The sequence below is a fragment of the Marinobacter sp. OP 3.4 genome (genome assembly GCF_036224885.1).
Lineage (GTDB): Bacteria > Pseudomonadota > Gammaproteobacteria > Pseudomonadales > Oleiphilaceae > Marinobacter.
Map to the genome: position 1 here is coordinate 1 of NZ_JAVVLT010000115.1, position 24,600 is coordinate 24,600.

The window sequence follows — 24,600 nt, forward strand, 5'->3', positions numbered from 1 at the left end:
ATGCCTAGGCCTTTGCTTCTACCAAGGTGTCCGGTTTAAATGGGGGCCACTACAGCTGCTGACCAGCACGTCGGCGGCGGTGAACTGCTGGCCGCAGATGTAGGGGCCTTTCCGGAGGGCCTGTTCCAGCGTCTGGATAACGTCTTCCAGACGGCCACAGCCCACGGCCTGCACGTTGTCGTCATCGATACGCCAGTCGTAGGCCTTGGCGCTGGTGGCCATCTCGTAGGGTCCCGCCATGAAGAACAGCCAGCGGTAGTAGGGCCCCCGCTCCCGGCTATTGACCGGTGGTGCCAGACCCTTGCCCGGGAACTGGTCGGCCAGGTAGGTGCAGATGGCTGCCACCTCGGTGACCACGGTGTCACCGTGTTTGATGGTGGGTACCTTGCCCATGGGGTTGATGGCCAGGTAGTCGGGCGTCTTCATGGCCCCTTCAAAGTCCAGGATCTCGGTCTCATAGGGTATGGCCAGTTCTTCGAGCATCCAGCGGACAACACGACCACGGGACATGGGGTTGGTGTAGAAAGTGAGTTCTGACATGACGTTTTCCTCTTCCTTGGTGTTGGCGTTTACTGCGTGCAGGAACAGATTAGGCTGGAATTAGGAGAGAATCGGTCCTAGATAAGTGGGATCATCAAAATTTCATCATTGGCCCGGAAAAGGATGGCAATTATGTCGGGACCCACGACGCGTGTGCTGGCCGCCCTGGAGCTGCTGCAATCCCACCGCCAAATCAGCGGCGCCGAGCTGGCGGAACGCCTGGAGGTGGACCGCCGCACCGTGCGCCGCTATATCGCGGTGCTGGAGGAACTGGGCATTCCCGTAACCACGGAGCAGGGGCGCTATGGCGGCTATAGCTTGGTGGCCGGCTTCAAGCTACCGCCGATGATGTTCACCGACGAGGAAACCCTGGCCATTGCCCTCGGGTTGCTGGCGGCCCGGCAACTGGGACTGGCGGCCTACGCCCCCGCCATTGCCGGGGTCGAGGCCAAGCTGGAGCGGGTGATGCCGGACAATCTCAAGCGCCGGGTGCGTGCGGTGCGCGACACCACCCGGGTGATCCTGCCCCGGGGCGAACCCAGCCTGGACGACCACGCCCTGCTGACCCTCACCAGCGCGGCGGAGGATAGCCGGCGCGTGGCATTCCGCTACCACTCCCCGGAGCGTGGCTTGATGGACCGGAGCATCGACCCCTATGGCGTGGTGTTCCGCCAGGGGCGCTGGTACGTGATCGGCTTCTGCCACCTGCGCCAGGCCATGCGTTCCTTCCGGCTGGACCGGATTGATCAGGTGCAGGCCTGCACCGAGACCTTCCGCCGACCTGCGGACTTCGATCCGGCGACCTTCCTGCAGGACAGCCTGTCCTCCTGGGGGCAGGACCATGAAGTATCCGTGTTGCTGCACGCCGATCGCAGGACCCTGTCGGCCCTGGGGACCTTTATCCCGGAATGCTCCGGCCAGTTCGAGGCCCATGAGGACGGGCTGCTGATGAACACCCACACCGACAGCCTGGAATGGTTTGCCTGGTGGCTGTCGCAACTGCCCGTCCGCTTCACCATCCTGGCGCCCGAGGGCCTGAAGGTGGCGTTGCGCCGGCATGCGCAGAACTTGCTGGCGGCCTGTTGATGCCCTTCTGCCAACAGGCCGCCACCCAGTACCTTCCGGGGCTGGTTTCCGTCAGGCGGGCTCGGGGTTAGTCGACTGGACGGACGTCTGCAACTGGTCGACCAGGTGTTCAAGCTGACGTTCCGCTTTCGCCACTGATTCCGCCAGCAACTCGCCACCGGCTTCCTGGTTCTCCACCGCGATGCGATGGATCCGGGTAATGCCGATAAACTCCAGCACCGTGGTCAGGCCCGGCTCCAGGTGGTTCATGTGCGCCATGTCGCCGCCGGGTTCGAAGCCGACGCCACCCCGGGACGAGAGGATCACCGCGTGCCGGGGTTTATCGGCCAGCAGCGGGGTAAACGGGTCCTCCGGCCGGGTCTCGTCGTACGCCACCGTGCGGTCCATGCGCACCACCAGGTCCACCCAGGCCTTGAGGGCGGCGGGCATGCCGAAGTTGTAGAGCGGTGCGCCGATCACCAGGACGTCGGCGGCAATCAGTTCATCAATCAGCTCGTCGCTTTCCGCCAGCACGTCCGCCATCCAGGGTTGCTGATGTTCCGTTGGGGTGAAGGCGGAGGCAATCCAGTCGTGGCTGACAAAGGACGGGGGTGTCAGGCCGACGTCCCGGTGGGTCACCGTGTCCTCCGGGCGTCGGGCACGCCATTGGGTGACGAACTGGTGGGTGAGGGCGCGGCTGTGGGATCCATGCTCGTCAATGCCGGCGAAGCCGGGGCGGGCGCTGGCGTCCAGTTGCAGGATATGGGTCATGTCGGGCTCCTTGGTAATCTGAATTCATCTGTGATTGACAGCGAATTCAGCGTATCCCCATACTTCATGGGTCGACAAACGACGATTATTTCGACCTATAGATGAGGTGGATTCATCCATGAGCACCCGGCGACTCCCATCCCTGTCCGCCCTGCGGGCCTTCGAGGCCGCCGCCCGCCATGAGAGCGCCAAGCAGGCGGCCAGGGAACTGTCGGTGACCGCCACCGCCATCAGTCACCAGATCCGGAGCCTGGAGGACGCGTTGGGCATCGCCCTGTTCGTGCGCAAGCCCCGGCAACTGGAACTCACGGCCCAGGGTCGGGAGTTGCAACAGTCGCTGGAAGCCGCCTTCGACAACATCGCCGGCGTGGTGGAGCGACTGAAGGCCGCGCCCACCCGCCGGACGGTCACCCTGTCCACCACGCCGGCCATTGCCTCACGCTGGCTGCTGTCCTGGGTGTGCCTGTTGCGAGAGTCCCATCCGGATATCGATCTGCGCATCCACGCCAGCCATGAGGCGGTGCCCCTGGACGGGGTAACGGCGGACCTGGCCATCCGTTACGGCGACGGCCGCTGGCCCGGGCTGGTGGCGGAAAAGCTGATGGACAACACCTTCGTGCCCGCCTGCAGCCCGTACCTGAACCTCACGGAGGTGGCTGACCTGCCCAACCACCCTTTGATCCACTTCCACCCCCAGAACATCGTGGTTGCCCCCATGGACTGGCCCAGTTGGCAGAAGCAGGCGAAGGTGCCGGGGCTGGATGTGAGCGCGGGGCTGGTGTTTTCCGACGAAACCCACGTCATCGCCGCCGCCATCGGCGCTCAGGGGGTGGCGCTGATCGGCCGCGAGCTGATCGAGGATGAACTGAGGGAGGGCCGTCTGGTGCAGCCCTTCGGTCCGGAACTGGCAGGTAAGGCCTTCCACCTGGTCTACCCGGAAAACCGGCGGGACGACCCCATCATCCAGGCTGTCCGGGACTGGGTGATGACGGTGCCCGGCGGGCTGTGCCCCGAGACCCGGTAGTTACCGGAGCGTCCCGACGTTCATTCGTCCCCCTCCAGCAGGTGCGCACCCGGCCCCGCATCCCCCAGTTCGTCCATCGGGTTGCGCAGGCGGCAGGCCTCGATGGACAGACACCCGCACCCGATGCAGTCGCTGAGCTGGTCCCGCAATCCCATCAACAGGTTGATCCGGTGATCCAGTTGGGCCCGCCACTGCTCGGAGAGTCGCTGCCAGTCGGCCGCAGTCACGGCCCGTTCCGTAGGCAGTGAGTCCAGTGCCTCGCCGATCTCCGCCAGCGAGATACCCAGGCGCTGGGCGACCTTGATCACCGCGATCCGCCGTAAGACGTCCCGGTGGTAGCGACGCTGGTTGCCGGCGTTTCGCCAGCTTGTGATCAGTCCCTTCTGCTCGTAGAAATGCAGGGCGAAGACCGCCACGCCGCTGCGTTTGGCGACCTCTCCCACACTGAGTTGACGGTTAAGTGGTCCGGCCACGACAGCCTTCCTCCTGTCATTGATGACGGCTCGTGCCTGCTCTGGCGTGGGTATAGCGGTGGGCTATCCTTGCCATAGAAAAACACAAGCGCTGGAATGGTTTACCTCAAGTTTGGTTGAGGTTTCAGGATAGGTCCACCTTCACTGGCAAACCATAAGGAGCCTGTCATGAAACAGATCTTTGCCGACCTCTGGGAAACCGATGTGGAAAGCCCGTTCCCGGGCCTCACCACCCACGCCTACCTGCTGACCCGCAATAGCGGCAATGTGTTGTTCTACAACACAGGCCACGACCATGAACGGGATGCCATCGGGGAACTGGGCGGTGCAGCCTGGCAGTTGCTGAGTCATCAGGACGAGCTGGGCGCGTCCATCCTCAAACTGCGTGAGCGGTTCGGGACGCAACTGGGCGGGCATGAAAGGGAGCGGGATGAATTCGCCAGGATCCGGACCCCGGACCGGCTGTTCGACCGCCGCGAAGTGCTGCTGGACAACATCGAGGTCATTCCGACACCCGGTCACACCCCGGGCAGCACCTGCTTCCTGGTGGCCTCGCCCACCGGAAAGCGCTACCTGTTCACCGGGGACACCCTGTATCGGGGGGACGACGGCACCTGGAAGCCGGGCTACATCGACGGCATGAGCGACCGGGAGACCCTTGCCACCAGCCTGGAACTGCTGCAGGGGCTGACGCCCGACGTGGTGATCGGCAGTGCCTTCGGCGGCCAGGCCGGATATGAGGAGATACGCCCGGACGAGTGGTCAGGGAAGGTGGAGTCGGCCCTGGCGCAGCTCAACGGCCAGGACGCCTGAGGGAAACGCCGGGGCGGCTGGCGACAGGTCAGCCCGTCGCCTCGGCGTTCACCCGCCGACGGCCACGGATGGCGAGCCCCGCATCGACGACCAGGAACACCAGCAGGCTGACACCCATCACCGGCGCAAACACCCCCAGACCGGTTGCGACCAGGGCCATGGCCAGCAGTGCCAGGGGCGGCGCCTTGAGGATCCGGTGCCAGAGCTGCTGGCCCTCGCCAGACCGGGTCGGCCGGCGAAGCCACCACATCCGGTAGCCCAGTACAATCAACACGCACAGCGCCAGCGCGCAACCCACCACAAACAGCTGGTTGGGCAGCCCGAACAGGATTCCCATAACCCGGGTGGTCTCGCCATCCGATGGGGCGGGTCGAACGGCGGCCAGGGTCGCGTCCTCGCCGATGCGCTCCCGGGCGGATGGGTCAGACGGGAGATTACCGGGTGACAGGCGATGGCGGTATAGGGCATTTCGTCGCAGTGGGTTTTTGGCGCCAAGAACAGGTGTCCAGTTGCCACGCTCATCAGAATTTAACTTCAGAAAAATGCTATGTGTCAATATGAGCACAAAAATAGAGAATCGGATGATTTTGTACTCATATTGATACAAAATGGGCGTTGAGCCCTTAACGACGGTGACGGTCATGGCTTCACACGAACAGCAACTCGGCCGGCTTCTCGCCGAGCGGCGAAAGGCCCTTGGCTTCAGGACCCAGCAGTCGCTGGCTGACGCGACTGGAGTGCAGCGCGCCCGGATCAGCGCCATGGAAAATGGTCGTTACACCGGCAGGGTGACTGACCTGAATCGCGTGTTGGCTGCCCTGGGCCTGGAGATGGACTTCCGGGTGACCAGCCGGCCCACGCTGGATGATCTGGAAACCCTGTTCCCGGAGGATGAAGACTGATGGCTGACAGAGTGCGGTCACTCCGGGTTCTGGCAGGAAGCAGGGACGCAGGGGTTCTCAGTAAGGGGGCGCAATTCAGTTTCCGTTATGACAGGAATGCCCGCGATATGGACGCGGTCTCTCTGGTCATGCCGGTTACTGACAATGAGATGACCCGAAATACATTGCATCCGGTTTTCGAAATGAACCTGCCGGAAGGCTACCTGCGGCAGCGTATCATCGAGACGTTCCGCAAGTACGCCAAAGTTGACGAAATGTTCTTCCTGGCGCTTCAGGGCAGTGCCTCCATCGGGCGGCTGGGCTTTGAGTCCGATGATCTTTCGCGGGCTGACGTTGACGGCATGGCGCTGGCTGACCTGGTGTCCACGGATGACCCGGATCTGTTCGAACACCTGGTCGAGAGATACATCGATCAGACCACCATCGCCGGCGTTCAACCCAAGGTTCTGGTGCCGGAAAACACCGAGCGGAAATCGGCCCTCTATCTGCCGGAGCTTATCGTCAAAACCAGTGGCCCGGAGTTTCCCGGCATGGCCATCAACGAGTTCGTCTGCATGTCGATTGCGCAGCAGGCAGGTCTGGCGGTGCCGGAGTTCCATTTGTCGGACAACCGGCAACTGTTTGTCATGCGGCGGTTTGATATCACCGACCAGGGCGAGCGGCTGGGCATGGAGGATATCTGTGTGCTCATGGGGATCACGGCCGATCACAAATATGAGCGAAGTTACGAACAGGTTGCCAAGGCGATCCGGGTTTTTTCCGGGAACCCCAGCCGGGACCTGGAAACCTTCTTCCGCTCCCTATGCGTTTCCGTGGTGGTGGGCAATGGCGATGCACATCTCAAGAACTTCGCGATGCTCTATGATGATCCCTCCACTGGCAAGGGCTGGTTCTCGCCGGCCTATGACATCGTCAACACCACGGTCTATATCGAAGGTGATCCACTGGCGTTGAAGCTCTGCAAAACCAAGGACTATCCCAATCGCACGGAAATGATCCGTTTCGGCAAAGAGCACTGTCTTCTGACTGACAAGATAGCCAGGGACATTATTGATCAATGCATCGCTGCCGTTCGCTGGGGATTGGAGAGGTTTCCGGATTTCTGCCAGGAAGTGGAATTTGACGGACGTATCCTCCGGAATGAGCTGGAACATGGCATGGGCCGATTGATGCCTCCAGCGGAAAAGAGTCGGGTTTGGAAGGGGGAGGTCCGCAAACCCCGGCGTGTCCGATAGCACTCCCTGATTGGATGGCCCCCAAGCCTCCGCTATGATCCAGACAAAGCCGTAACTCCGGAGCCCACCATGACCGCCTATTTCATCCAGGCCTTTATCTACCTGATTGCCGCCGTGATTGCCGTGCCCCTGGCCGCCCGTTTCGGGCTGGGGTCGGTGCTGGGTTACCTGGTGGCTGGCGTGATCATCGGGCCGGTGACCGGTCTGGTGGGGCAGGAGACCACCACCATCCAGCATTTTGCCGAGTTCGGTGTGGTGATGATGCTGTTCCTGGTGGGCATGGAGCTGGACCCGAAGGCCCTGTGGGCGGAGCGGGGCAAGCTGCTGGGGCTCGGTGGTCTGCAGGTGGGGCTGACCGCAGCTACCGGCATGGGCATCGGCCTGTGGGCCGGGCTGGTGTGGCAGACGGCGCTGACGGTCGGGTTTATCTTCGCGCTGTCGTCCACGGCCATCGTGTTGCAGACCCTGAACGAGAAGGGGCTGGCGAAGTCCGAGGGTGGCCGTAGTGCCTTCTCGGTGCTGCTGTTCCAGGACATCGCGGTGATTCCCATCCTGGCACTGGTGCCGTTACTGGCCCTGCCGGAGCTGATGGGTAGCGGGTCGGCTGGCGATGCGGGCCATGGCAGTGGTCTGAGCCTGGTGGATCACCTGCCGGGCTGGGCCCATGCCCTGGTGGTGATTGGGGCGATCGCGGCGGTGATCATCGGGGGCTACTACCTGAGCCGGCCGCTGTTCCGCTATGTCATCCAGGCGGGGCTGCGGGAGGTGTTTACCGCCACGGCACTGATGCTGGTGATCGGTATTGCCGCGCTGATGAGCCTGGTGAACCTGTCCCCGGCATTGGGCGCCTTCCTGGCCGGGCTGGTGCTGGCCAACAGCGAATTCCGCCATGAGCTGGAGGCCAATATCGAGCCCTTCAAGGGGCTGCTGCTGGGGCTGTTCTTTATCACCGTCGGTGCCGGGATCGACTTCGCTGTGCTGGCCGACGAGTGGGGCCTGGTCCTGTTGCTGGGCGCGGCGGTGATTGCCGTGAAGGCCCTGGTGCTGCTGGTATTGGCGCTGGTGTTCGGCATCCGGGGTAGTAATGGCTGGCTGTTCACCCTGGGGCTGGCCCAGGCCGGTGAATTCGGTTTTGTGCTGCTGACCTACAGCGTGCAGAACTCGGTGGTGCCGCCGGACCTGGCCAAGATCCTGTCGCTGGTGGTGGCCCTGTCGATGTTCCTGACCCCGCTGCTGTTCATCCTCTACGATCGGGTGGTGTTGCCCCGTTACCAGCGCAATACCAATGAGGACCGTGATGCCGATATCATCGATGAAGAGGCGCCGGTGATCGTGGCCGGGGTGGGGCGCTTCGGGCAGATTGTCTGTCGCCTGCTGCGGGCCAACAACATCCCGGCGGTGGTGCTGGACCATGAAATCGAGCAGATCGAGAACGTGCGGCGGATCGGCATCCGCAGTTATTTCGGCGACGCCAGCCGGTCCGACCTGCTGGAGACGGCGGGCATCGCCCAGGCAAGGCTGCTGGTAATCGCGATCGACGATCCGGACCGGGCTATCCGCATGGTGGAGCACGTCAAGCAGTTCTACCCCGGTGTCTGGGTGCTGGCCCGGGCCTTCGACCGGGGGCACGGCTACCGGCTGCGCCAGGCCGGGGCCGACGATGTGATCAGTGAAACCTACCATTCCGCCCTGGAAATGGGTGGTCATGCCATGACGGCCCTGGGCGTGCACCCCTTGCGGTCAAGGCAGATGACCTGGGCCTTCCAGCAGAACGAGGAGGCCCACCAGGACGAACTCTACGAGGCCTGGAAGGAAATCGAGGAAGGCATCCACTTCAGTTCCCGTTACAGTGAGCTGTTCATGAAACTGGAAGAAACTCTCAGCGGTATCATGCAGAGCGACTGGGACGAGCCCAGCCGGGAGGATGTACCGGTATGGACACCACCAAAGGAAGAGTGAGGTATGACGGATAGTGAAACCCCGCCCGGTGTGGGCCGTGACGACCAGGTTGTACTGTTCGATGGCGTCTGCAAGCTGTGCAACGGCTGGGCAAAGTTCCTGATCCGTCATGATCACCAGCGCCGGTTCCGGCTGGCATCGGTGCAGTCGCCCCAGGGGCAGGCGCTGCTGGCGTGGTGTGGCATGCCCACGGATCAGTATGAAACCCTGGTGTTGATCCGCGAGGGCCGGGCCCATGTCCGCTCCGACGCCATCCTCCACATCGTGGGTGGGTTGCCCCTGCCCTGGCGGCTGGGGGTGGTGGGCCGGGTTATCCCCCGCCCGATCCGCGACTGGCTCTATGACCGTATCGCCCGCAATCGCTATCGGCTGTTCGGCAGGTACGACTCCTGCCTGGTATTGACCCCGGACCACAGGAGCCGTTTCCTGGATGACTAGTGTCCCGTCAATTTGCCGGTTGTCACTCGCCTTCATCTGGATCTACCAGGGAATTGTGCCCAAGTGGCTGCTCAGGAAAAGATAATCCCCGGTGGGTGGTTTATCCTTGTCCCATCATCCATCCCGGTGCTCCCGGGTAAAAGCCTTCAACAAGGAGCCTTCCATGACCAACGTCCCCCAACTGACCGATGCCCTGCTGACCCTGGAAAACCGCGTCGCCACGCTGACCCTGAACCGCCACGACCTACGCAATGCCCTCACCGGTTCGAACCTGATCGACGATATCGTCGCCACCGCTGACTGGGTCAACCACTGTGACGACGTGTCCGTGCTGGTGATCACCGGGGCCGGGTCCGCCTTCAGTGCCGGTGGCAACGTCCGTGACATGGCGGAGCGCGGCGGCGATTTTGCCGGCGACGTGGCTGAGTGTGCAGAGCGCTACCGCAAGGGCATCCAGCGCATTCCTCTGGCCCTGCAGGAAGTGGAAGTGCCCATTATCGCGGCGGTCAACGGCCCGGCCATCGGCGCAGGCTTCGATCTGGCCAATATGGCGGATATCCGTATCGCCTCCGAAAAGGCCAAGTTCGGCGAGACCTTCCTCAACCTGGGCATCATCCCGGGCGATGGTGGCGCCTGGTTCATGCAGCGCCTGATCGGCTACCAGCGGGCTTTCGAACTGACCCTCAGTGGTCGCGTGGTGGAAGCCAGCGAAGCGAAGGAACTGGGCATCGTCATGGAAGTGGTCCCGGCGGACGAACTGCTGCCCAACACCATGAAACTGGCCACCCGCATCGCCGCCCAGCCACCCAAGGCCACCCGACTCACCAAACGCCTGATGAAAATGGCCCAGCGCATGGAACTGAAGGAGTTCCTGGATGTCTGCGCCGTATTCCAGGGCATGTGCCACAACGAACCGGAACACCTGGATGCGGTGAATCGGATGTTGGAGTCGATGGCGAAGAAATAAAGACAGGTTATTCTTTTGCCTGGGAAAAGTGATGCTTATATATGGCGGTTTCGTCGGGCTGGGCCGGAGAACACGCAAATTCTGCGTACACTTCTCTCCCAGGCGCATAACGCTAAAGTATTGTGAATAAATCGACGGTGTGACGGGATCTACAGACGCTGTAGGTCCCTGATTGACCCCGTTGAGGGCTCGTTACCTCCATCGTATACTGAAAATCATAGGGAAGATTAGTCAACTGAAAAAGGAGTTTCAGCCATGTCTGTCATGGTAACTGTCACACGTAAGTGGCAAACCGACCATTCAACGATCAGCCACTTCGTTGTGCCTGACGCCAAAGAAGGCGAATTGCGCGAAGGATACTTCCTCGAACGACCAGGCCCGGATACTACGGAGTCAGGTCTTCGTCTAAGGATTCCCGAAGGTACCTATCAACTGAAATGGCAAGACAGAACCAGCCTTCCTGGCGTCCGGCCCCACCTTCCACTGCCCTGGTTATTCAACGACAAGGTACCCGCAAATCGGTTCATCTATGTTCATAACGGGAACTATCCCGATAATACCGATGGTTGCCTGCTGATAGGCTATACGCACTCCGAGGACTTTGTGGGCCGCAGTGTCGATGCGCTCCGGGCGTTCAAGAAATATCTCGATCGGGTTGGTATCGATTCGGTTCGATTAAAGATCACCTCCGACTACGAGTAATGAGAATACAGGAGTGGCTCACGAATGAAGATCAATCAGGTTCAATCACTTCTTCTCCAGGCATTGGCCCTTCTTGCAATGGCGGTTGGAATAGTTTCCATGCAGGTTGCGACAGCTGGGCAGCAAAGCCGGTTGGAAGTCAGTGTTCCGGAAGAGAGTGAACTTACATACGACCGGAAAGAAGCCAATCCGGATTTCATTGATTTCAGTGGTGAGGTGGAGCAAACCGGGTTGCTCCTGGCTTATTGGGAACTCCTTTATATGGAGACCGGGCCGCTGGAGGACAGTGAGCCGGTGCGCAACCTGAAGTTCAGGTTCTACCCGGGACCCGCCAGCGAGCAAGCACTGCCGTCGGTGGCTTTTAGAGGCGACAGTAAGAAGTCACCATTGGACCGTATCTTTATCTACCGTTCCCGTTCCGAGGACAGCCTACTGGATGAGTTTGTCAGCGAGTTTGATCAGTCCGATTCGAAGGCCAGACAGTTGCTTGAGGTCTTTGAGGAATTGCCACCGGGCTTTCTGGATAATCGCGAGGGGAAAGCGGTGCAGCCAGTGGCAATCACACTGTCAGGTCTTGCCTCATTTGTCGAAGGCGGGCATCTCTTCACGTTTGGTCAGGTGACATCCGCGGAACCGCTGTCGATGGAGGACTACGCATTGGAGCTGATTCAGGATGCGCAGCCGGATAATTATCTCGCCCGCCCATGGGACTACCGTTTACGGGCACCGGATGCAACGGCGCTCTATCAGGAGCCCGAAGGAGCCAGGCTGATCGGCATCCCGGCTGGAACGCATACACTCACTCGCCTGGAGCCGGTCCAGGATGGTTGGGTGAAGGTTCGGTACCAGAATGAGCAATCCGGAAAGGAACTGATTGGCTACATAGATGCCCGCGAGGTGCAGCCAGTCAATTGATCTTGAGTACCTGGAAGCGCTAAACCCGACGCTGGAGTTTATGCCGTGTCCATACGTTGGTGGATTTGCGGGAATTGCCGTGAATTAATAGGTTTCCTATAGTGCCTTTGATACGCTCCGATCATTGATTCAGTGATCTTAATTCAGGATATGGAAGTCATACGGACATGAAAAAAGTCATATACGGCAGCATAGCCGTCCTGGTAGTTGCTTTCGCACTTTTCTTTGCGTTGGGACCAACCTTCACCTTCAGTTCTTACACGGTTGAGATTTCCCCAGGCTCTCCGGCAAGGGACGCACTGGAAACGTTCGCCATTCCGGAGCCATACCGCCGGTCCGGTGATATCGAAGTTACTGGTCCGGAAGGAACCCTGCCTGAAATCGCGACGCTGCACTTCTCTGTCTCTGATGAAAGCGACCTGTCTGACATAAGATCTCACTATCAGCGCCTGTGCGAGCGCAACAACTTCCAGTTCCCTGACGACAGCCTCCAGTCCATGGATCCTGAACTGCTGTGCGTGAAGCAGGAGGAGCGTCGATATTCGGTGATTTTCTCGCCGAGTTGTAATGACTCTGGTTGTGAAGTGCAGTTGTCCGTCAGGGCTATCTAACCCACCGTGTTCAGAAAAGGACTTTCAGGATGACCGATCGAGCCGATATAGAACCAACACAGCCGACGGGCTGGCGACGATTAAGTTACACCTATCATTGTGGTTGGGTTGACTGGGGGCATGCATTGCCGGATGGGGCCCTTGGATTATTGAACAAGCTGAAGGGACAAACGGCAGACAATGGGTTGCTCAACTCGGTAGACGTGACTTTGAATGGCAAGCCGGCTTTCGTAATTGGATATGGTCAGGAAATGGGGGCTTTGGGAGTTCGGGTTTCCTCCCGACGTCACTGGGTAATCCAGAAGGGGCTCTCCCAGGCTGAACTGGAAAGTGTTGGTCTCGCCATTTATCTGAGTGCGTCCTTTGATTTCGAAAAACTCCAGGGCACTTTTCCTTTTTCCCTGGTTTCTGGCGGCAGCAGTTTCAGTACCGAGGATCTGGTCTCCAATGTGATTGGTTTCTACAGTGCCGCACGGGCTATTTCGCAGGACAGGATGAGGAGGCTGTGTGGTGAGGTGCCGGTGGACGAAAGCTACCGGATCTGGGACGAGCACACGCCAGATGGATTTTCCGGGTATCAGAACCGGACGACGGCCCCAACCCTGTTTCCGACTCAATATGTTCCCGCCGGAGCAGAGAATCCCGTATTTCCTTCCGCTCTCAGTTCCATAAAGCCCGCCAGGCAGGGAGAAACCTGGGCGAGGCTTAAGGGCCGATTCCTGGATCCCGGTTTTGTGAACGGGAGAGTGCCGATAGAGGTCTTGCCGGACGGCTCTGTAAGGGTAAGGAATGGCAATGCCAGACCATCGAGAGTGACGCCTTAGGCTGGTGTTGTCCGGCTGAGCTTCGCCGGGCATCGATTAACACGGGCCCGGTGAATCAGGTCAGACTGGGCTGATCGATACAATACCGATAGCGGAATTCTGGACTACCATGGAAGGGAGCAGGGCTGTGGTGATGCGGGACGTTCACCCAAACAGCCCTTTCCATTGCTGGACCTCAGGGAACCCTGGTCATGAAAAAGCTCTCCCTTTCCTTTCGATTCATCCTGGCTTTCGTTATCACTCTGATCGCCATTTCCGCCTGGGCGGAAACCGGAAATTCCTCCTCCCCGAAGGCCGTACTGTTCCAGAACGTGTATGTTTTTGACGGCAAATCCGCAGAACGGCGACCGGAACGGGTCAATGTGCTCATAGACCAGGGACAGATCCAGCGCCTATCGGAGGAAGAGGTTGTGCCAGGGGCGAATATCCCTGTGCAGGTAATTGACGGCAATGGTCGAACACTGATGCCCGGCCTGATTGATGCCCACTGGCACTCGACACTGGTCAGACCCACCTCTGTCGAGGCTCTCACATCGGACATTGCCTACATCCATCTGATGGCCGGTGAAGTGGCTGAGGCCACCCTGATGCGGGGGTTTACTTCCATACGTGATATGGGCGGTCCGTCGTTCGGGCTGCGCAGGGCCATTGAGGAAGGGCTGGTGCCGGGTCCACGGATCTTCCCGTCCGGCGCCATGATCTCTCAGACCGGTGGCCATGGGGATTTCCGGCTGCCCCATGAAGTGCCCGAACCCAACAACGCCGGCCTGAATTATGCGGATCGGGTGGGTGTTACGGCCATCGCCGACGGATCCGATGCCGTACTCAAGCGGGTCCGGGAACAACTGATGCAGGGGGCGACCCAGATCAAACTGATGGCCGGGGGCGGCGTATCGTCCATGTATGATCCGATCGACGTCAGCCAGTATACGCCGGATGAGCTGCGGGCTGCGGTGATGGCGGCGGAGAACTGGGGCACCTACGTGGCGGTGCATGCCTATACCTCTAGGGCCGTGCAGATGGCTCTTGAGGCCGGCGTGAAGAGTATCGAGCATGGTCAGCTGGTGGACGAGGAAACGGTCAGGATGATGGCCCGGAAGAACGCCTGGTGGAGCCTTCAGCCCTTCATCGAAAACGAACTCGCCAACCCCAAGACCGGGCAGGCCCGGCTAAAGCAGATCATGGTGCAGCAGGGCACGGACAGGGCCTTTGAGTTGGCGAAGAAGCACAAGGTGCAGGTGGCCTTCGGCACCGATATGCTGGGCACGGGTGACTATGGCGATAATCAGAATGCCCTGCTGGTGACCATGGAGCGGTGGTACACCCCTGGCGAAGTGCTGCAGATTGCCACCGGCAACAACGGTCAGCTGATCGGCCTGTCGGGGCCCCGCTATCCGTTGCCGGGGCCCATTGGTGTGATCGAGGAAGGCGCCGTTGCCGACCTGTTGCTGGTGGACGGTGACCCAACCGGGGATCTGTCACTGATCGCCGACCCGGCGTCCCATTTCAGGATCATCATGAAAGGCGGGGTGATCCACAAGAACACCCTCGGCAGCTCAGATGACGCGGCTGACCGGTAATAGGTCCGGGTTTACAGCGCTAAGCGTCACTCCTCTTACCGTCTGCAACTTCTCCAACTGACTCTGCAGCATTCCAATAGGCCGGGTTCCCTCCAGGGTGAGGGCGATATCCAGGGCGTCGCCGCTGCTTTCCATGGCCATTTTCGCGATGCGGAAACCCCGCACCCGGACTACCTGGCACAGCCTTTCCAGGGCGGCGGCTTCCTGGTTCATCCGGCAGTGGATCTGGTAGCTGGGTATCTCCTGGTTACTGGCGTTCATGCCACATGCTCCTTGTTGGGTGTCCGGTTGCGATGGGGTTCGTCGATAATGTCGGTGTTGCTGGCGCCGGGTCTGACGATGGGCCAGACGTTCTCCTCCCGGGCGATGGCCACGTGCAGCAGCATCGGGCCCTGGTAGGCCAGCAGGGTTTCGATGCCCCGGCGGATCTGGTCGGTGCGGTTGATGTGCAGGGCGTGGATGTCGAACGCCTTGGCCATGGTGAGGAAGTCCGGGTTGTCGTCCAGGTTGATCTGGCTTTCCCGGTTTTCGTAGAACAGCTCCTGCTGCTGGCGGACCATGCCCAGGCACTGGTTGTCCAGGATGATCATCTTAACCGGCAGGTTGTAGCGGCGGATGGTGGCCAGTTCCTGGGCGTTCATCATGAAGGAGCCGTCGCCCGTCACGTTGATCACGGTGCTGTCCCGGTCCGTGAACTGCGCGCCGATGGCCGCCGGCAGGCCGAAGCCCATGGTGCCCAGGCCACCACTGGTCAGGTGGTGGCGGGGGCTGGCAAAGCGGTAGTGCTGGGCCACCCACATCTGGTGCTGGCCCACGTCACAGGCAATCACGGTATCGTCCGGGGTGATCCGGGACAGCTGGCGGATAAACGCCGGGCCGTTGATGGGGGCGTAGGGATCCTCATTGTCCGCCGCATGGAAACCGCCGGTGGTGTGCCAGTTACGGCACCGGGTTTGCCATTCGCCAATCGCCAGTGGGTGTCTGGTCAGGGCGTCGGTAAAGTCGTCCAGGATGGCGCCCAGCTCTCCCCGCAAGGCAATGTCCGCCAGGCGCAGCTTGTTCAGCTCCGCCGCGTCCCCATCGATGTGGATCATGCGGGCATTGGGAGCGAAGCCGTCCAGTCTGCCGGTAGCGCGGTCGTCCAGGCGGGCGCCGATGACCAGCAGCAGGTCGCACTCCTCCACCGCCCGGTTGGCGGCCCGGGAGCCGTGCATGCCCAGCATGCCCAGATCCGCCGGGTGGCTGGGCCCGGTGTTGCCCAGGCCCTTGAGGGTGGTGACGGCGGGCATGCCGGAGGCTTCGGCAAAGGCCCGGAAGGCGGTCTCCGCATTGGCCAGGGAGACACCACCACCGCTGTAGAGCAGGGGCCTGTCGGCGGCGCGCAGCATGGTCAGGGCTGCGCCGATGTCCACCGGTGATTCCGACACCGGCGTTGGCTCCGCAATGGCTGGCGTATTGATATCGGCCAACTGGATATCCTTGGGGATGTCGATCCATACCGGGCCGGGCCGCCCGCTCTGGGCCAGTGCAAAGGCCTCTTCCATGATGCCCGGCAGCTCGTCAGCCCGCTCCACCAGGTAGCTGTGTTTGACGATGCCCAGGGTCATGCCGAGCATATCGGTCTCCTGGAAGGCATCGGTGCCGATCAGTGATGAGGGCACCTGCCCGGTGATCACCAGCATGGGCACGGAGTCCCGGTGGGCGTTGGCCACACCGGTGATCAGGTTGGTGGCGCCGGGACCGGAGGTGGCGATGCACACGCCCACCCGGCCGCTGGCCCGGGCATAGCCGTCGGCGGCCAGGGCGCAGGCCTGTTCATGGCGGCACAGCACATGCTCCACACCCACGTCGTCCACCAGGGCATCATAGAGCGGCATGATGCAGCCGCCGGGGTAGCCGAATACGGTGTTGATGTGGTGGCGGCGGAACGCCTCCAGGATGTGTTGTGCGCCGTTCATGGTGTTTTCCCTTTGCTTTTCTCGGTGCAAAAAAAAGCCCCCGGGACCTTTCGGTGCCGGGGGCTTCTGGTGTCTCTTCGGTCTGTCAGTCAGTCAACCGCTTGTCCACGCAAAAGCCCCCGGATGGCACCACGACCACCAGGACTAGCTTCACGATGACAATAACGGCGTTCAGGTTCATTGCGCTCGGATTCGTTGGCTGACTGAAAATTCTGTTTAAACAGTAACCCGATTGCCGACAATCACGCAACCGTCGGCATCGGGTTTTTTGAACGATGGTCCGTTTTATCGGGATCCGGCCCTGTGGGGACCACCGGATCAGACCCTGACGCTATCCAGTATCGGGCCCAGGTAGGGCTTGTGGGTATCGATTTCTTCCCGCGTCAGGCCATTGATTTCATAGGGAAAGACCAGCCAGTCCTCGGTCTGGTGGAGACTGTAGTCCGGGGCAATGCCGGCCCTGGCGGCGCCGGGGCGTTGATAGAGGGTGGCCACGCGGGTATCGGCGGGCATGTTGCGCTTGAGCTGGCGGTTCAACCGGTTGAGTACGGCGGCAATGCTGTAGCCGGTGCTGAAGACGTCGTCCACGATCAGCAGCCGGTCGTCATGATTGAGGTTGTCCAGCAGGTAGTGGGTGCCATGCACTCGGATGTTCCTTTCCGGGGCCGACACCATTTCATCGTAGGCCTGCATGCCCCGGTAGGAGGTGCGCAGGGCGATGTGGTCCGTAGCCACGCCCAGGGTCTGCAGGCATTCCTGCACATAGATGCCGATGGCGCTGCCGCCCCGCCACAGCCCGACGATGAAATTGGGCCGGAACCCGCTCTCGTAGACCTTTACCCCGAGGCGGAAGGCATCCTCGATCAGGGGCTCTTCCTCAAGGAAGCGACGGGACCGGCTGGCTTTGGGAGGGACGGAACTGGTTTTCATCGGGCTCTGCCTGTAACCCGGACAGTGGTATTTGAGACTGCCCGGGGATGGTGGGATGATGACTGCCTACCCCCAGACATTAAGAGACTCATGGCCGCGAAACAATACCTCACTGCCCAGGGCCTGCTGGAAGATGCCTTCAGGCTGGGGGCGCAGATCCTCAATTCCGGGTTTCGCCCCACGTTCATGATCGCGGTCTGGCGGGGCGGCGCCCCGGTTGGTATTGCAGTGCAGGAGTTCCTCGACTACCACGGCCTGCATACGGACCACATCGCTGTGCGGACCTCCTCCTACGCCGCCGCCATCGACCAGCAGAGCAGGGAAGTGCGGGTACACGGCCTGAACTACCTGGTCAAACATGTCACCCATGAGGACTCGTTGCTGATCGTGGACGATGTGTTTGACACGGGGCGTTCGGTACAGGCCATCATTGATGAACTGGGCAGGCGGGCCCGCCTCAACACCCCGGAAGACATCCGGGTGGCCGTGCCCTACTACAAACCGGGCCGTAACGAGGTGGGCTGGGCGCCGCAGTACTACATCCATGAGACGGACGCCTGGCTCAAGTACCCGCATTCCCTGGAAGGGCTGAGCGCCGGGGAGATCCGGGACAACCGCCCGGCATTGTATGAGATCCTGGCGCCCCATCTTCCCGCTAGCCAAAATCCCTGAACATTCGACAGACATAGAAGGACTGCCATGTACATTGCCATGAACCGATTCCGCATCGCCCCGGGCAAGGAAGAGGAGTTTATCGAGATCTGGCGTAACCGCGACTCCCACCTGGAGGGCGTCCCCGGGTTCCGGGAATTCCACCTCCTGCAGGGCCCCAGCGATGAGGACCATACCCTGTTCACCTCCCACAGCGTGTGGGATTCCGAGGAAGCCTTCGTCAACTGGACGAAATCCGAGGCCTTCCGCAAGGCCCACGCCAACGCCAAACCATCCACGGATATCTATCTTGGGCCACCCCGGTTCGAGGGGTTCAAGGCGGTCCTCTGAGGTTTTTGTAGCCCCGCTGAAAAGGCCCGGGTGACCACTCGGGCCTTTTTTACCCTTGTAAATTAATCAAATGATTAATATGATTTTGATCAATTGATTAATCGGGTGAAAGGATGGCTATGATCATGCAGTTAGCTTCGCGGGGCCGGAACGTCCTGGTGGCGGTGATGGTGTTTCTGGCAGGAGCGCTGACCGGTTGCCTGCCGTCGGAATCACCCGTCACACCGTCGAACACACCACGGGTGGTGGACACCACCCGGGTGATGCCGGCCAACGGCCCGGAGCAGGTCACCCTGTCCGGCCAGGTAAAGGCCAGTGAGCACACCCGACTGAGTTTCGAGGTGAGTGGCGAGGTCCGGTCCGTATCGGTGGATGTGGGGGACACCGTGGCCCCCGGTGAGGTGCTGGCCACCCTGGACAAGGCCCGCTATCAACTGGCCCATGAACAGGCGCTGGCCTCCGAGCGGGAGGCGGCCGCGGCCTTGCAGGAAGCCCGGCTGGACCACCGGCGGCAGTCGGACCTGGCGGACCGGGGCTTTGGCAGTGCGTCCCAACTGGACGGTGCCCGGGCGGCACTGGAAAGCGCCCGCTATCGCCATGAGGCGGCGGTGGCCTCCCGGCGCATTGCCGAGCGGGACCTTGCCCAGACGCAACTGAAGGCGCCCTTCGAGGGCACCGTGGGCCAGCGCATGGTGGAACCGGCGGAACGGGTATCCGCTGGCCAGGCGGTGCTGGCGGTGATTTCCGACCGGGAAGGTTATGAGGTGGACACCAGCGTGCCGGAGACCCTGGTCAGCCGGCTGTCGGCCCGCTCCGAGCAGGCGGTGAGCATCCCCGCCCTGGGCGTGGAACGCCTGCCGGCCAGCGTCCACCAGATCGGTTCCGAGCCCCATTCCGCCAACAACTACCCGGTCACCCTGACCCTGGAAGACACCCTGCCGGGGCTGCGTTCCGGCATGACTGCCCAGGTCCACCTGACCATGGAGCAGGTGGATGGCGAGCCTGCATTGGATGCTTTCCGGCTTCCCCTGACCAGCCTGGTCCACGATGGCCCCCAGCTGGCCCATGTGCTGCGGATCGGCCCCGGGGACCGGTTGCAGCGGGTGGCGGTGCAGGTTATCGATACGACGGGCAATCACGCCGTGGTGACCGGGGCGCTGGCCACCGGTGAGCGGATTGTCGCCCGGGGGACGGAGTTCGTGGCCGAGGGTCAGCAGGTGAGCCTGCTGGGCGATGGCCCCGAGCGGTTCCACTGAGGTGGCCATGAACCTGTCCCAGTTCGCCTTCCGCTACCGTCCCGTTGTCCTGCTGACCACCGTCCTGGCCCTGGTCTACGGCGCCTTCAGTTACGTTTCACTGCCCACCCGGGAGGATCCGGAGATCCTGGTGCGGGAGGCGGTGCTCACCACCGAATACCCGGGGCTGTCCGCCGAGGAGGTGGAGGAGACCATCACCAAGCCCCTGGAGGCCAGTGTGCGCAAGGTGGGGGAGGTGGAAGAGATCCGCTCCACCTCCATGCGGGGCCGCTCGATCATCCATGTGGTGATCCACGATCGCTACTTCGACCTGGACCAGATCTGGGACGAGGTGCGGGAGCGTGTCGATGCGGCCCGTCCGGAATTACCGGAGGGGGCTGGCGAACCCAACCTGAACGACGACTTCGGCGACGTGGCAGTGGTCACCGCCGCGCTGACCTCCCGTGACTTCTCCCAGGCCGAACAGCTCCAGATGGCGGAGCACATCCGGGCCCAGCTCTACGGCATCGAGGGCATCCGCAAGGTGGAGCTGATCGGCGTACAGCCGGAGCGCATCTTTGTGGAGCTGCCAGTGGAACGCATGGCCGAACTGGGGCTGTCTCCCCAGGCCCTGGCGGACCAGTTGGAGAAGCAGAACATCCTGCCCCCGGGCGGTGTGATCGAGTCCGGTGAACAGCGCTTTGCGTTGCAGGTCAGCGGTGGTTTCCACAGCCTGGAGGCCCTGCGCCAGGCGGAAATCCAGCTGCCGGAAGGCGGTACCCTGCGGTTGCAGGACCTGGGGGAGGTGAGCCACGGCTACGTGGACCCGGTGCAGCGGCCGGCCTACTTCAATGGCGAGCGGGCCATCGTACTGGCGGTGTCCATGCTGGAAGGCCACAGCGTGCTGGACTTCGGTCACGCAGTGAGGGACGCCATCGACACCATCCGGCCCACGCTGCCGGCGGGCTATCACCTGGACATCATGACCTTCCAGGCGGAGCAGGTGGCCAATGCCGTCTACGGCGTCACCGCCAGCATGCTGCAGACCCTGGCCATCGTACTGGCCGTGGTGGTGCTGTTCCTGGGGATGCGCACGGGCCTGATCGTGGGGTCGATCATTCCCGGGGTCATGCTGGTGACCCTGGCGGTGATGGGCCTGACGGAGATGACCCTGGAGCGCATGAGTCTGGCCACCCTGGTTATCGCCCTGGGCCTGTTGGTGGATAACGCCATCGTGGTGGCGGAGGACTTCAAGACCCGCCTGGAGGCTGGCGCCAGTCGCAACCAGGCGTTGCAGCAGACCGGCAGTGAGCTGGCCATGCCGCTGCTGTCCTCCAGCCTGACCACCATCCTGGTGTTCCTGCCGCTGATGCTGGCGGAGCATGTGGCCGGTGAGTACACCCGGTCCATTTCCATTGTGGTGGCCATTACCCTGCTGGCGTCCTGGTTGCTGTCCATGACGGTGACACCGATCCTGTGCCATCGCTTCCTGAAGGCGCCGGCGCGTTCCGTGAATGGGACCGGGGATACGCCGCCTGAAGCGACCCTGTCGGACCGACTGTTCGGACGCATGGCCGCCGTCTACGAACGGCTGCTGCGGACGATCCTGCGCTACCGCAAGACGTTCCTGCTGCTGATGGTGGTGGCTTTCGCCGTTGGCGTGGGGCTGATGCAGGTGGTGCCCAAGAAGTTCTTCCCGGATTCCGACCGCAGCCAGGTGCTGGTGTACGTGGACTTCCCCTCGGATATCGCACCGAGCGTGGCGGACGACGGGATTCGCCGGATCAGTGACCTGTTGTCCGGGGAGGACAATCCCCATGTGGAGAGCGTCGCCGCCTACCTGGGCTTTGGTGGACCCCGTTTCGTGCTGTCGCTGACGCCCATCGACCCGGCCCCCAACAAGGGCTTCCTGGTACTGAACGTGAGCGACGCCAGACACATGGACAGCGTGCTGGCCAATACCCGCAGGCTGCTGGCCAGCCGCCATCCGTCCGTATCCGCCCAGGTCACCCGCATGTTCCTGGGGCCCTCGGACAGCAACCTGCTGGAGGTACAGGTGACCGGGCCGGACCGGGAGGTGCTGTTCGAGTCGGCGGCGAATGTGGAGCGCATCCTCGCCGATGTGCCCGGCGCGAGGGATGTGCGCCAGAGCTGGGAGGCGCGGATCCCGTCGCTGCACATCGAGGTGGACCAGGCCCGGGCCCGACGTGCCGGGGTCAGCTCCGCCGATATTGCCCGTTCCCTGCAAGGTGCCATCGACGGCTACCGCATCACCGATTACCGGGAGGGGGACCGCCATATCCCGGTGATGCTCCGCTACCAGGAGGAGGGCCGGGAAAGCCTGGAACGGCTTCGCTCCCTGACGGTCTACCCGCTGGAATCGCCCGGGGAGGGCGTGGCCCTGAACCAGGTGGCGGATATCTCCCTGGGCAACGGTTACTATCGTATCGACCGGGAAGACCTGAAACGGTCGATCACGGTGGAGGCCCGCAACAGCCACTATACCGCGGAGGAGATGGTGCCCCGGGTGGAGCCGGCCCTGCGGGAACTGGAAGCCAGCCTGCCACCGGGGTACCAGGTGGCGTTCGATGGCGTGGTGGAACAGTCCGCCGAGGGCCGGGCCGCGCTGCAGGCCAACCTGCCCCTGTGCCTGGGCATCGTGATGGTGCTGCTGGTGGCCCAGTTCAATTCCTTCAAACGGCCCCTGCTGATCGTGGCGACGATTCCCCTGGTGATCCTGGGCGTGGCTTTGGGCCTGCTGGTGCTGCGGGCCAACTTCGGCTTCATGGTGTTGCTGGGCATCTACAGTCTGGCGGGGATCATCATCAATAACGCCATCGTACTGATCGACCGCATCGACCTGAACCGGCAGGAAGAACCCGACCGTCCGATGGTTGATGCCGTGGTGGCGGCCTCCGTGCGACGGTTGCGACCCATCCTGATGGCCACCATCACCACCATCCTCGGGTTCCTGCCGTTGATCGTGGGTCACGACCCGCTATTCTACGGCATGGCCAGCGCCATGGCCTTTGGTCTGGCCCTGGGGACGGTGATGAGCCTGGGAGTGGTGCCGGTGCTGTACACGTATTTCTTCGGCCGGGAATCCGGCACACTGGAGCCCGCCAGTGTTGACGGAAAGGAGTGAGTGGATTGAGCAGCCCGGTGAATGCCGATAACCAGACGGCGGAAAACCTGATCCTGGCGGGTATCGACCTGTTTGGCGAACATGGCTTCCGCAGTACCACCACCCGCATGATTGCCACCGCGGCGGGGGCCAATATCGGCTCCATCGCCTACTACTTCGGCAACAAGCATGGCCTCTACCTGGCGGCAGCCCGGCATATCTCCAGTCGCCTGCGGGAAACCCTGCAACTGGAGCAGATGGGCATTACCCATGACCACGCCCGCACCCTGGACCGGGACCAGGCCCGGGGTTTACTGGAGCAGCTTGTGGGACGCATGGTCCACCTGTTCATGGAGAAACCCGAGGCCCGCCGCTGGCTGATGCTGGTGATGCGGGAGCAGGCCAACCCCTCCGAGGCCTTCGATATCCTGTACCGGGACGCCTTCGAGAAGGCCCATGTCACTGTCACCACCCTGGTCAGTGTGCTGGTGGGCCTGGACCCCTCCGATCAGCGTGTGATCCTGGAGGCCCACACCCTGGTGGGGCAGATCGTGTTCTTCCTGATCGGACGCACGCCGTTGCTGCGGCGCCTGGAAAGTGGAGGCCATTTTGAGCCTGACACCATCGCCCTGGCGGAAGCCGTGGTGGTGGACCATATCAGGCGCCTGGGACGCTGATAGCGGTTGCCGGTCCATTGCCATACTGTCATTTGGTTACGGCCGGATGCCTTGCTAGCGTTATTGATGATGTGACTCACTTCACATCGTTTACCGGGTTCCGGCGCTCAGGCGGCGGAGCTTCCCTAACAGGAGTCGAGGAATACAGGAGTTCAATATGATGCGCACATCATTGGTTCGGGCAATGGGTCTGTCCCTGGCAGCCGGTTCCCTGGCATTTGCCTTGTCGGCCAATGCCGCCGAAGGGCTCTACTCCGCGGATGATCTGATGGACGCGGAAGTCTACGACCGCAGCGGCGAGGAAGTCGGCGAGGTCGAGGACATCCTGATGGGCAACGACATGTCGGTGCACTCGCTGGTCGTCAAGACCGGAGACGTGCTCGGGCTGGCCGGCCGTGATGTGGTTGCCGAGCGCGGCAGCTTTACCGTGCGCATGGCCCCGGACGATGACAGCGACGAGTTTGACGATCAGGACTATCAGGTCCATATGGAAGCGACCCGGGACGAGATCAAGGCGCTGCCGGAATACGATGAAAGCTGGTGGAACCAGACCAGCCAGAGTCTGCAGCAGGCCTGGGAGAACACCAAGGACATCAGCGAAAGTGCCTGGGAAAACACCAAACAGGCCACGTCATCCGCCTGGTACAACATCAAGGAAGGGGCCAGGGAAGTGGGCAACGAGATCGAGGAAGCCACTAACTGATGCCCCGGGCAGGAAGCACACCGCAAGGCGCTTCCTGCCGTTGCCACTCTGGTTACACATTGATACCCGCCTAAAGTCTAAGGGCTTCGGGTAGCTGTCCGGCGTTGGCTGGTCTAGATTTATCGGGATAACAACACCCGAAAGTCAGCGAA

General features: G+C 61.8%; 26 protein-coding genes. 19 read left to right on the plus strand and 7 right to left on the minus strand.

Translation table 11 applies throughout. The annotated features are described in order from the left end of the window. Positions 1-18 precede the first annotated feature (18 nt). A complete protein-coding gene (locus RO069_RS19655; protein WP_328189763.1) occupies positions 19-540 on the minus strand; it encodes a glutathione S-transferase family protein in 522 nt (173 codons plus the stop codon). Positions 541-672: 132 nt separating this feature from the next. On the opposite strand from RO069_RS19655, the gene RO069_RS19660 reads away from it, so the two are divergent. Continuing rightward, complete coding sequence (locus RO069_RS19660; RefSeq protein ID WP_328189764.1) at positions 673-1,626, plus strand: helix-turn-helix transcriptional regulator; 954 nt, start codon at positions 673-675, stop codon at positions 1,624-1,626. A 51-nt stretch (positions 1,627-1,677) separates the two neighbouring features. Here the strand turns inward: RO069_RS19660 and RO069_RS19665 are convergent, their stop codons facing one another. Then, positions 1,678-2,376, minus strand: a complete 699-nt coding sequence (locus RO069_RS19665; protein ID WP_328189765.1) for an FMN-dependent NADH-azoreductase — start codon at positions 2,374-2,376, stop codon at positions 1,678-1,680. 118 nt (positions 2,377-2,494) lie between these two features. On the opposite strand from RO069_RS19665, the gene RO069_RS19670 reads away from it, so the two are divergent. Beyond that, positions 2,495-3,400 carry a LysR substrate-binding domain-containing protein gene (locus RO069_RS19670; protein WP_328189766.1) on the plus strand — a complete coding sequence of 302 codons (906 nt, stop codon included), beginning with the start codon at positions 2,495-2,497 and terminating at the stop codon, positions 3,398-3,400. Between the two features lie 20 nt (positions 3,401-3,420). Here RO069_RS19670 and soxR read toward each other — a convergent pair whose 3' ends face one another. Continuing rightward, entirely contained in the window at positions 3,421-3,873 is a 453-nt protein-coding gene (gene soxR, locus RO069_RS19675; RefSeq protein WP_328189767.1) for a redox-sensitive transcriptional activator SoxR, read from the minus strand. Positions 3,874-4,041: 168 nt separating this feature from the next. On the opposite strand from soxR, the gene RO069_RS19680 reads away from it, so the two are divergent. After that, positions 4,042-4,686, plus strand: coding sequence for an MBL fold metallo-hydrolase (locus RO069_RS19680; protein WP_328189768.1), 645 nt, complete (start codon positions 4,042-4,044; stop codon positions 4,684-4,686). A 28-nt stretch (positions 4,687-4,714) separates the two neighbouring features. On the opposite strand, the gene RO069_RS19685 is transcribed toward RO069_RS19680, so the two are convergent. Continuing rightward, a complete protein-coding gene (locus RO069_RS19685) occupies positions 4,715-5,023 on the minus strand; it encodes a hypothetical protein (RefSeq protein ID WP_328189769.1) in 309 nt (102 codons plus the stop codon). 304 nt (positions 5,024-5,327) lie between these two features. Here RO069_RS19685 and RO069_RS19690 point away from each other — a divergent pair, with 304 nt between their 5' ends. From RO069_RS19690 to RO069_RS19735, 10 genes are all read left to right on the plus strand, one after another. Continuing rightward, positions 5,328-5,588 carry a helix-turn-helix domain-containing protein gene (locus RO069_RS19690; protein WP_328189770.1) on the plus strand — a complete coding sequence of 87 codons (261 nt, stop codon included), beginning with the start codon at positions 5,328-5,330 and terminating at the stop codon, positions 5,586-5,588. Further along, entirely contained in the window at positions 5,588-6,823 is a 1,236-nt protein-coding gene (locus tag RO069_RS19695; protein WP_328189771.1) for a type II toxin-antitoxin system HipA family toxin, read from the plus strand. The genes RO069_RS19690 and RO069_RS19695 overlap by 1 nt, the downstream gene beginning before the upstream one ends. A 69-nt stretch (positions 6,824-6,892) precedes the next feature. Continuing rightward, positions 6,893-8,782, plus strand: coding sequence for a monovalent cation:proton antiporter-2 (CPA2) family protein (locus tag RO069_RS19700; protein ID WP_328189772.1), 1,890 nt, complete (start codon positions 6,893-6,895; stop codon positions 8,780-8,782). Between the two features lie 3 nt (positions 8,783-8,785). Beyond that, positions 8,786-9,220 carry a thiol-disulfide oxidoreductase DCC family protein gene (locus RO069_RS19705; RefSeq protein WP_328189773.1) on the plus strand — a complete coding sequence of 145 codons (435 nt, stop codon included), beginning with the start codon at positions 8,786-8,788 and terminating at the stop codon, positions 9,218-9,220. A gap of 163 nt (positions 9,221-9,383) precedes the next feature. Beyond that, on the plus strand, positions 9,384-10,187 hold the full coding sequence (locus RO069_RS19710) for an enoyl-CoA hydratase-related protein (protein WP_328189774.1): 804 nt from the start codon (positions 9,384-9,386) through the stop codon (positions 10,185-10,187). 255 nt (positions 10,188-10,442) lie between these two features. Then, entirely contained in the window at positions 10,443-10,889 is a 447-nt protein-coding gene (locus RO069_RS19715) for a DUF5675 family protein (protein ID WP_328189775.1), read from the plus strand. 24 nt (positions 10,890-10,913) lie between these two features. Continuing rightward, on the plus strand, positions 10,914-11,804 hold the full coding sequence (locus tag RO069_RS19720) for a hypothetical protein (protein ID WP_328189776.1): 891 nt from the start codon (positions 10,914-10,916) through the stop codon (positions 11,802-11,804). Between the two features lie 167 nt (positions 11,805-11,971). Continuing rightward, positions 11,972-12,415: a hypothetical protein gene (locus RO069_RS19725; protein ID WP_328189777.1), complete on the plus strand. Its 444-nt coding sequence runs from the start codon at positions 11,972-11,974 to the stop codon at positions 12,413-12,415. A gap of 29 nt (positions 12,416-12,444) precedes the next feature. After that, on the plus strand, positions 12,445-13,239 hold the full coding sequence (locus RO069_RS19730; RefSeq protein ID WP_328189778.1) for a hypothetical protein: 795 nt from the start codon (positions 12,445-12,447) through the stop codon (positions 13,237-13,239). 191 nt (positions 13,240-13,430) lie between these two features. Continuing rightward, positions 13,431-14,819: a metal-dependent hydrolase family protein gene (locus RO069_RS19735; protein WP_328189779.1), complete on the plus strand. Its 1,389-nt coding sequence runs from the start codon at positions 13,431-13,433 to the stop codon at positions 14,817-14,819. On the opposite strand, the gene RO069_RS19740 is transcribed toward RO069_RS19735, so the two are convergent. The 3 genes from RO069_RS19740 to RO069_RS19750 all read right to left on the minus strand — a co-directional run bounded on the left by RO069_RS19740 (position 14,796) and on the right by RO069_RS19750 (position 17,707). Continuing rightward, complete coding sequence (locus RO069_RS19740; RefSeq protein WP_328189780.1) at positions 14,796-15,080, minus strand: ACT domain-containing protein; 285 nt, start codon at positions 15,078-15,080, stop codon at positions 14,796-14,798. The two genes, RO069_RS19735 and RO069_RS19740, sit on opposite strands and share 24 nt — an antisense overlap. Continuing rightward, positions 15,077-16,777 (minus strand): acetolactate synthase 2 catalytic subunit, encoded by a 1,701-nt coding sequence (gene ilvG / locus RO069_RS19745; protein WP_328189781.1) that lies wholly within the window; start codon positions 16,775-16,777, stop codon positions 15,077-15,079. The genes RO069_RS19740 and ilvG overlap by 4 nt, the downstream gene beginning before the upstream one ends. A gap of 318 nt (positions 16,778-17,095) precedes the next feature. Continuing rightward, a complete protein-coding gene (locus RO069_RS19750) occupies positions 17,096-17,707 on the minus strand; it encodes a phosphoribosyltransferase (protein ID WP_328189782.1) in 612 nt (203 codons plus the stop codon). 90 nt (positions 17,708-17,797) lie between these two features. Between RO069_RS19750 and RO069_RS19755 the strand changes: the two genes are divergently transcribed. The 6 genes from RO069_RS19755 to RO069_RS19780 all read left to right on the plus strand — a co-directional run bounded on the left by RO069_RS19755 (position 17,798) and on the right by RO069_RS19780 (position 24,448). Next, the gene (locus RO069_RS19755; RefSeq protein ID WP_328189783.1) at positions 17,798-18,379 is read left to right on the plus strand and encodes a phosphoribosyltransferase; all 582 of its coding nucleotides are present in this window, start codon (positions 17,798-17,800) and stop codon (positions 18,377-18,379) included. A gap of 27 nt (positions 18,380-18,406) precedes the next feature. Then, entirely contained in the window at positions 18,407-18,709 is a 303-nt protein-coding gene (locus tag RO069_RS19760) for an antibiotic biosynthesis monooxygenase family protein (protein WP_328189784.1), read from the plus strand. A 125-nt stretch (positions 18,710-18,834) separates the two neighbouring features. Continuing rightward, complete coding sequence (locus RO069_RS19765) at positions 18,835-19,965, plus strand: efflux RND transporter periplasmic adaptor subunit (RefSeq protein WP_328189785.1); 1,131 nt, start codon at positions 18,835-18,837, stop codon at positions 19,963-19,965. A 7-nt stretch (positions 19,966-19,972) separates the two neighbouring features. Next, positions 19,973-23,089 (plus strand): efflux RND transporter permease subunit, encoded by a 3,117-nt coding sequence (locus RO069_RS19770; protein ID WP_328189786.1) that lies wholly within the window; start codon positions 19,973-19,975, stop codon positions 23,087-23,089. Positions 23,090-23,094: 5 nt separating this feature from the next. Next, positions 23,095-23,745, plus strand: coding sequence for a CerR family C-terminal domain-containing protein (locus tag RO069_RS19775; RefSeq protein ID WP_328189787.1), 651 nt, complete (start codon positions 23,095-23,097; stop codon positions 23,743-23,745). A gap of 157 nt (positions 23,746-23,902) precedes the next feature. Then, positions 23,903-24,448, plus strand: a complete 546-nt coding sequence (locus RO069_RS19780) for a PRC-barrel domain-containing protein (protein WP_328189788.1) — start codon at positions 23,903-23,905, stop codon at positions 24,446-24,448. The last annotated feature ends 152 nt before the right edge of the window (positions 24,449-24,600 follow it).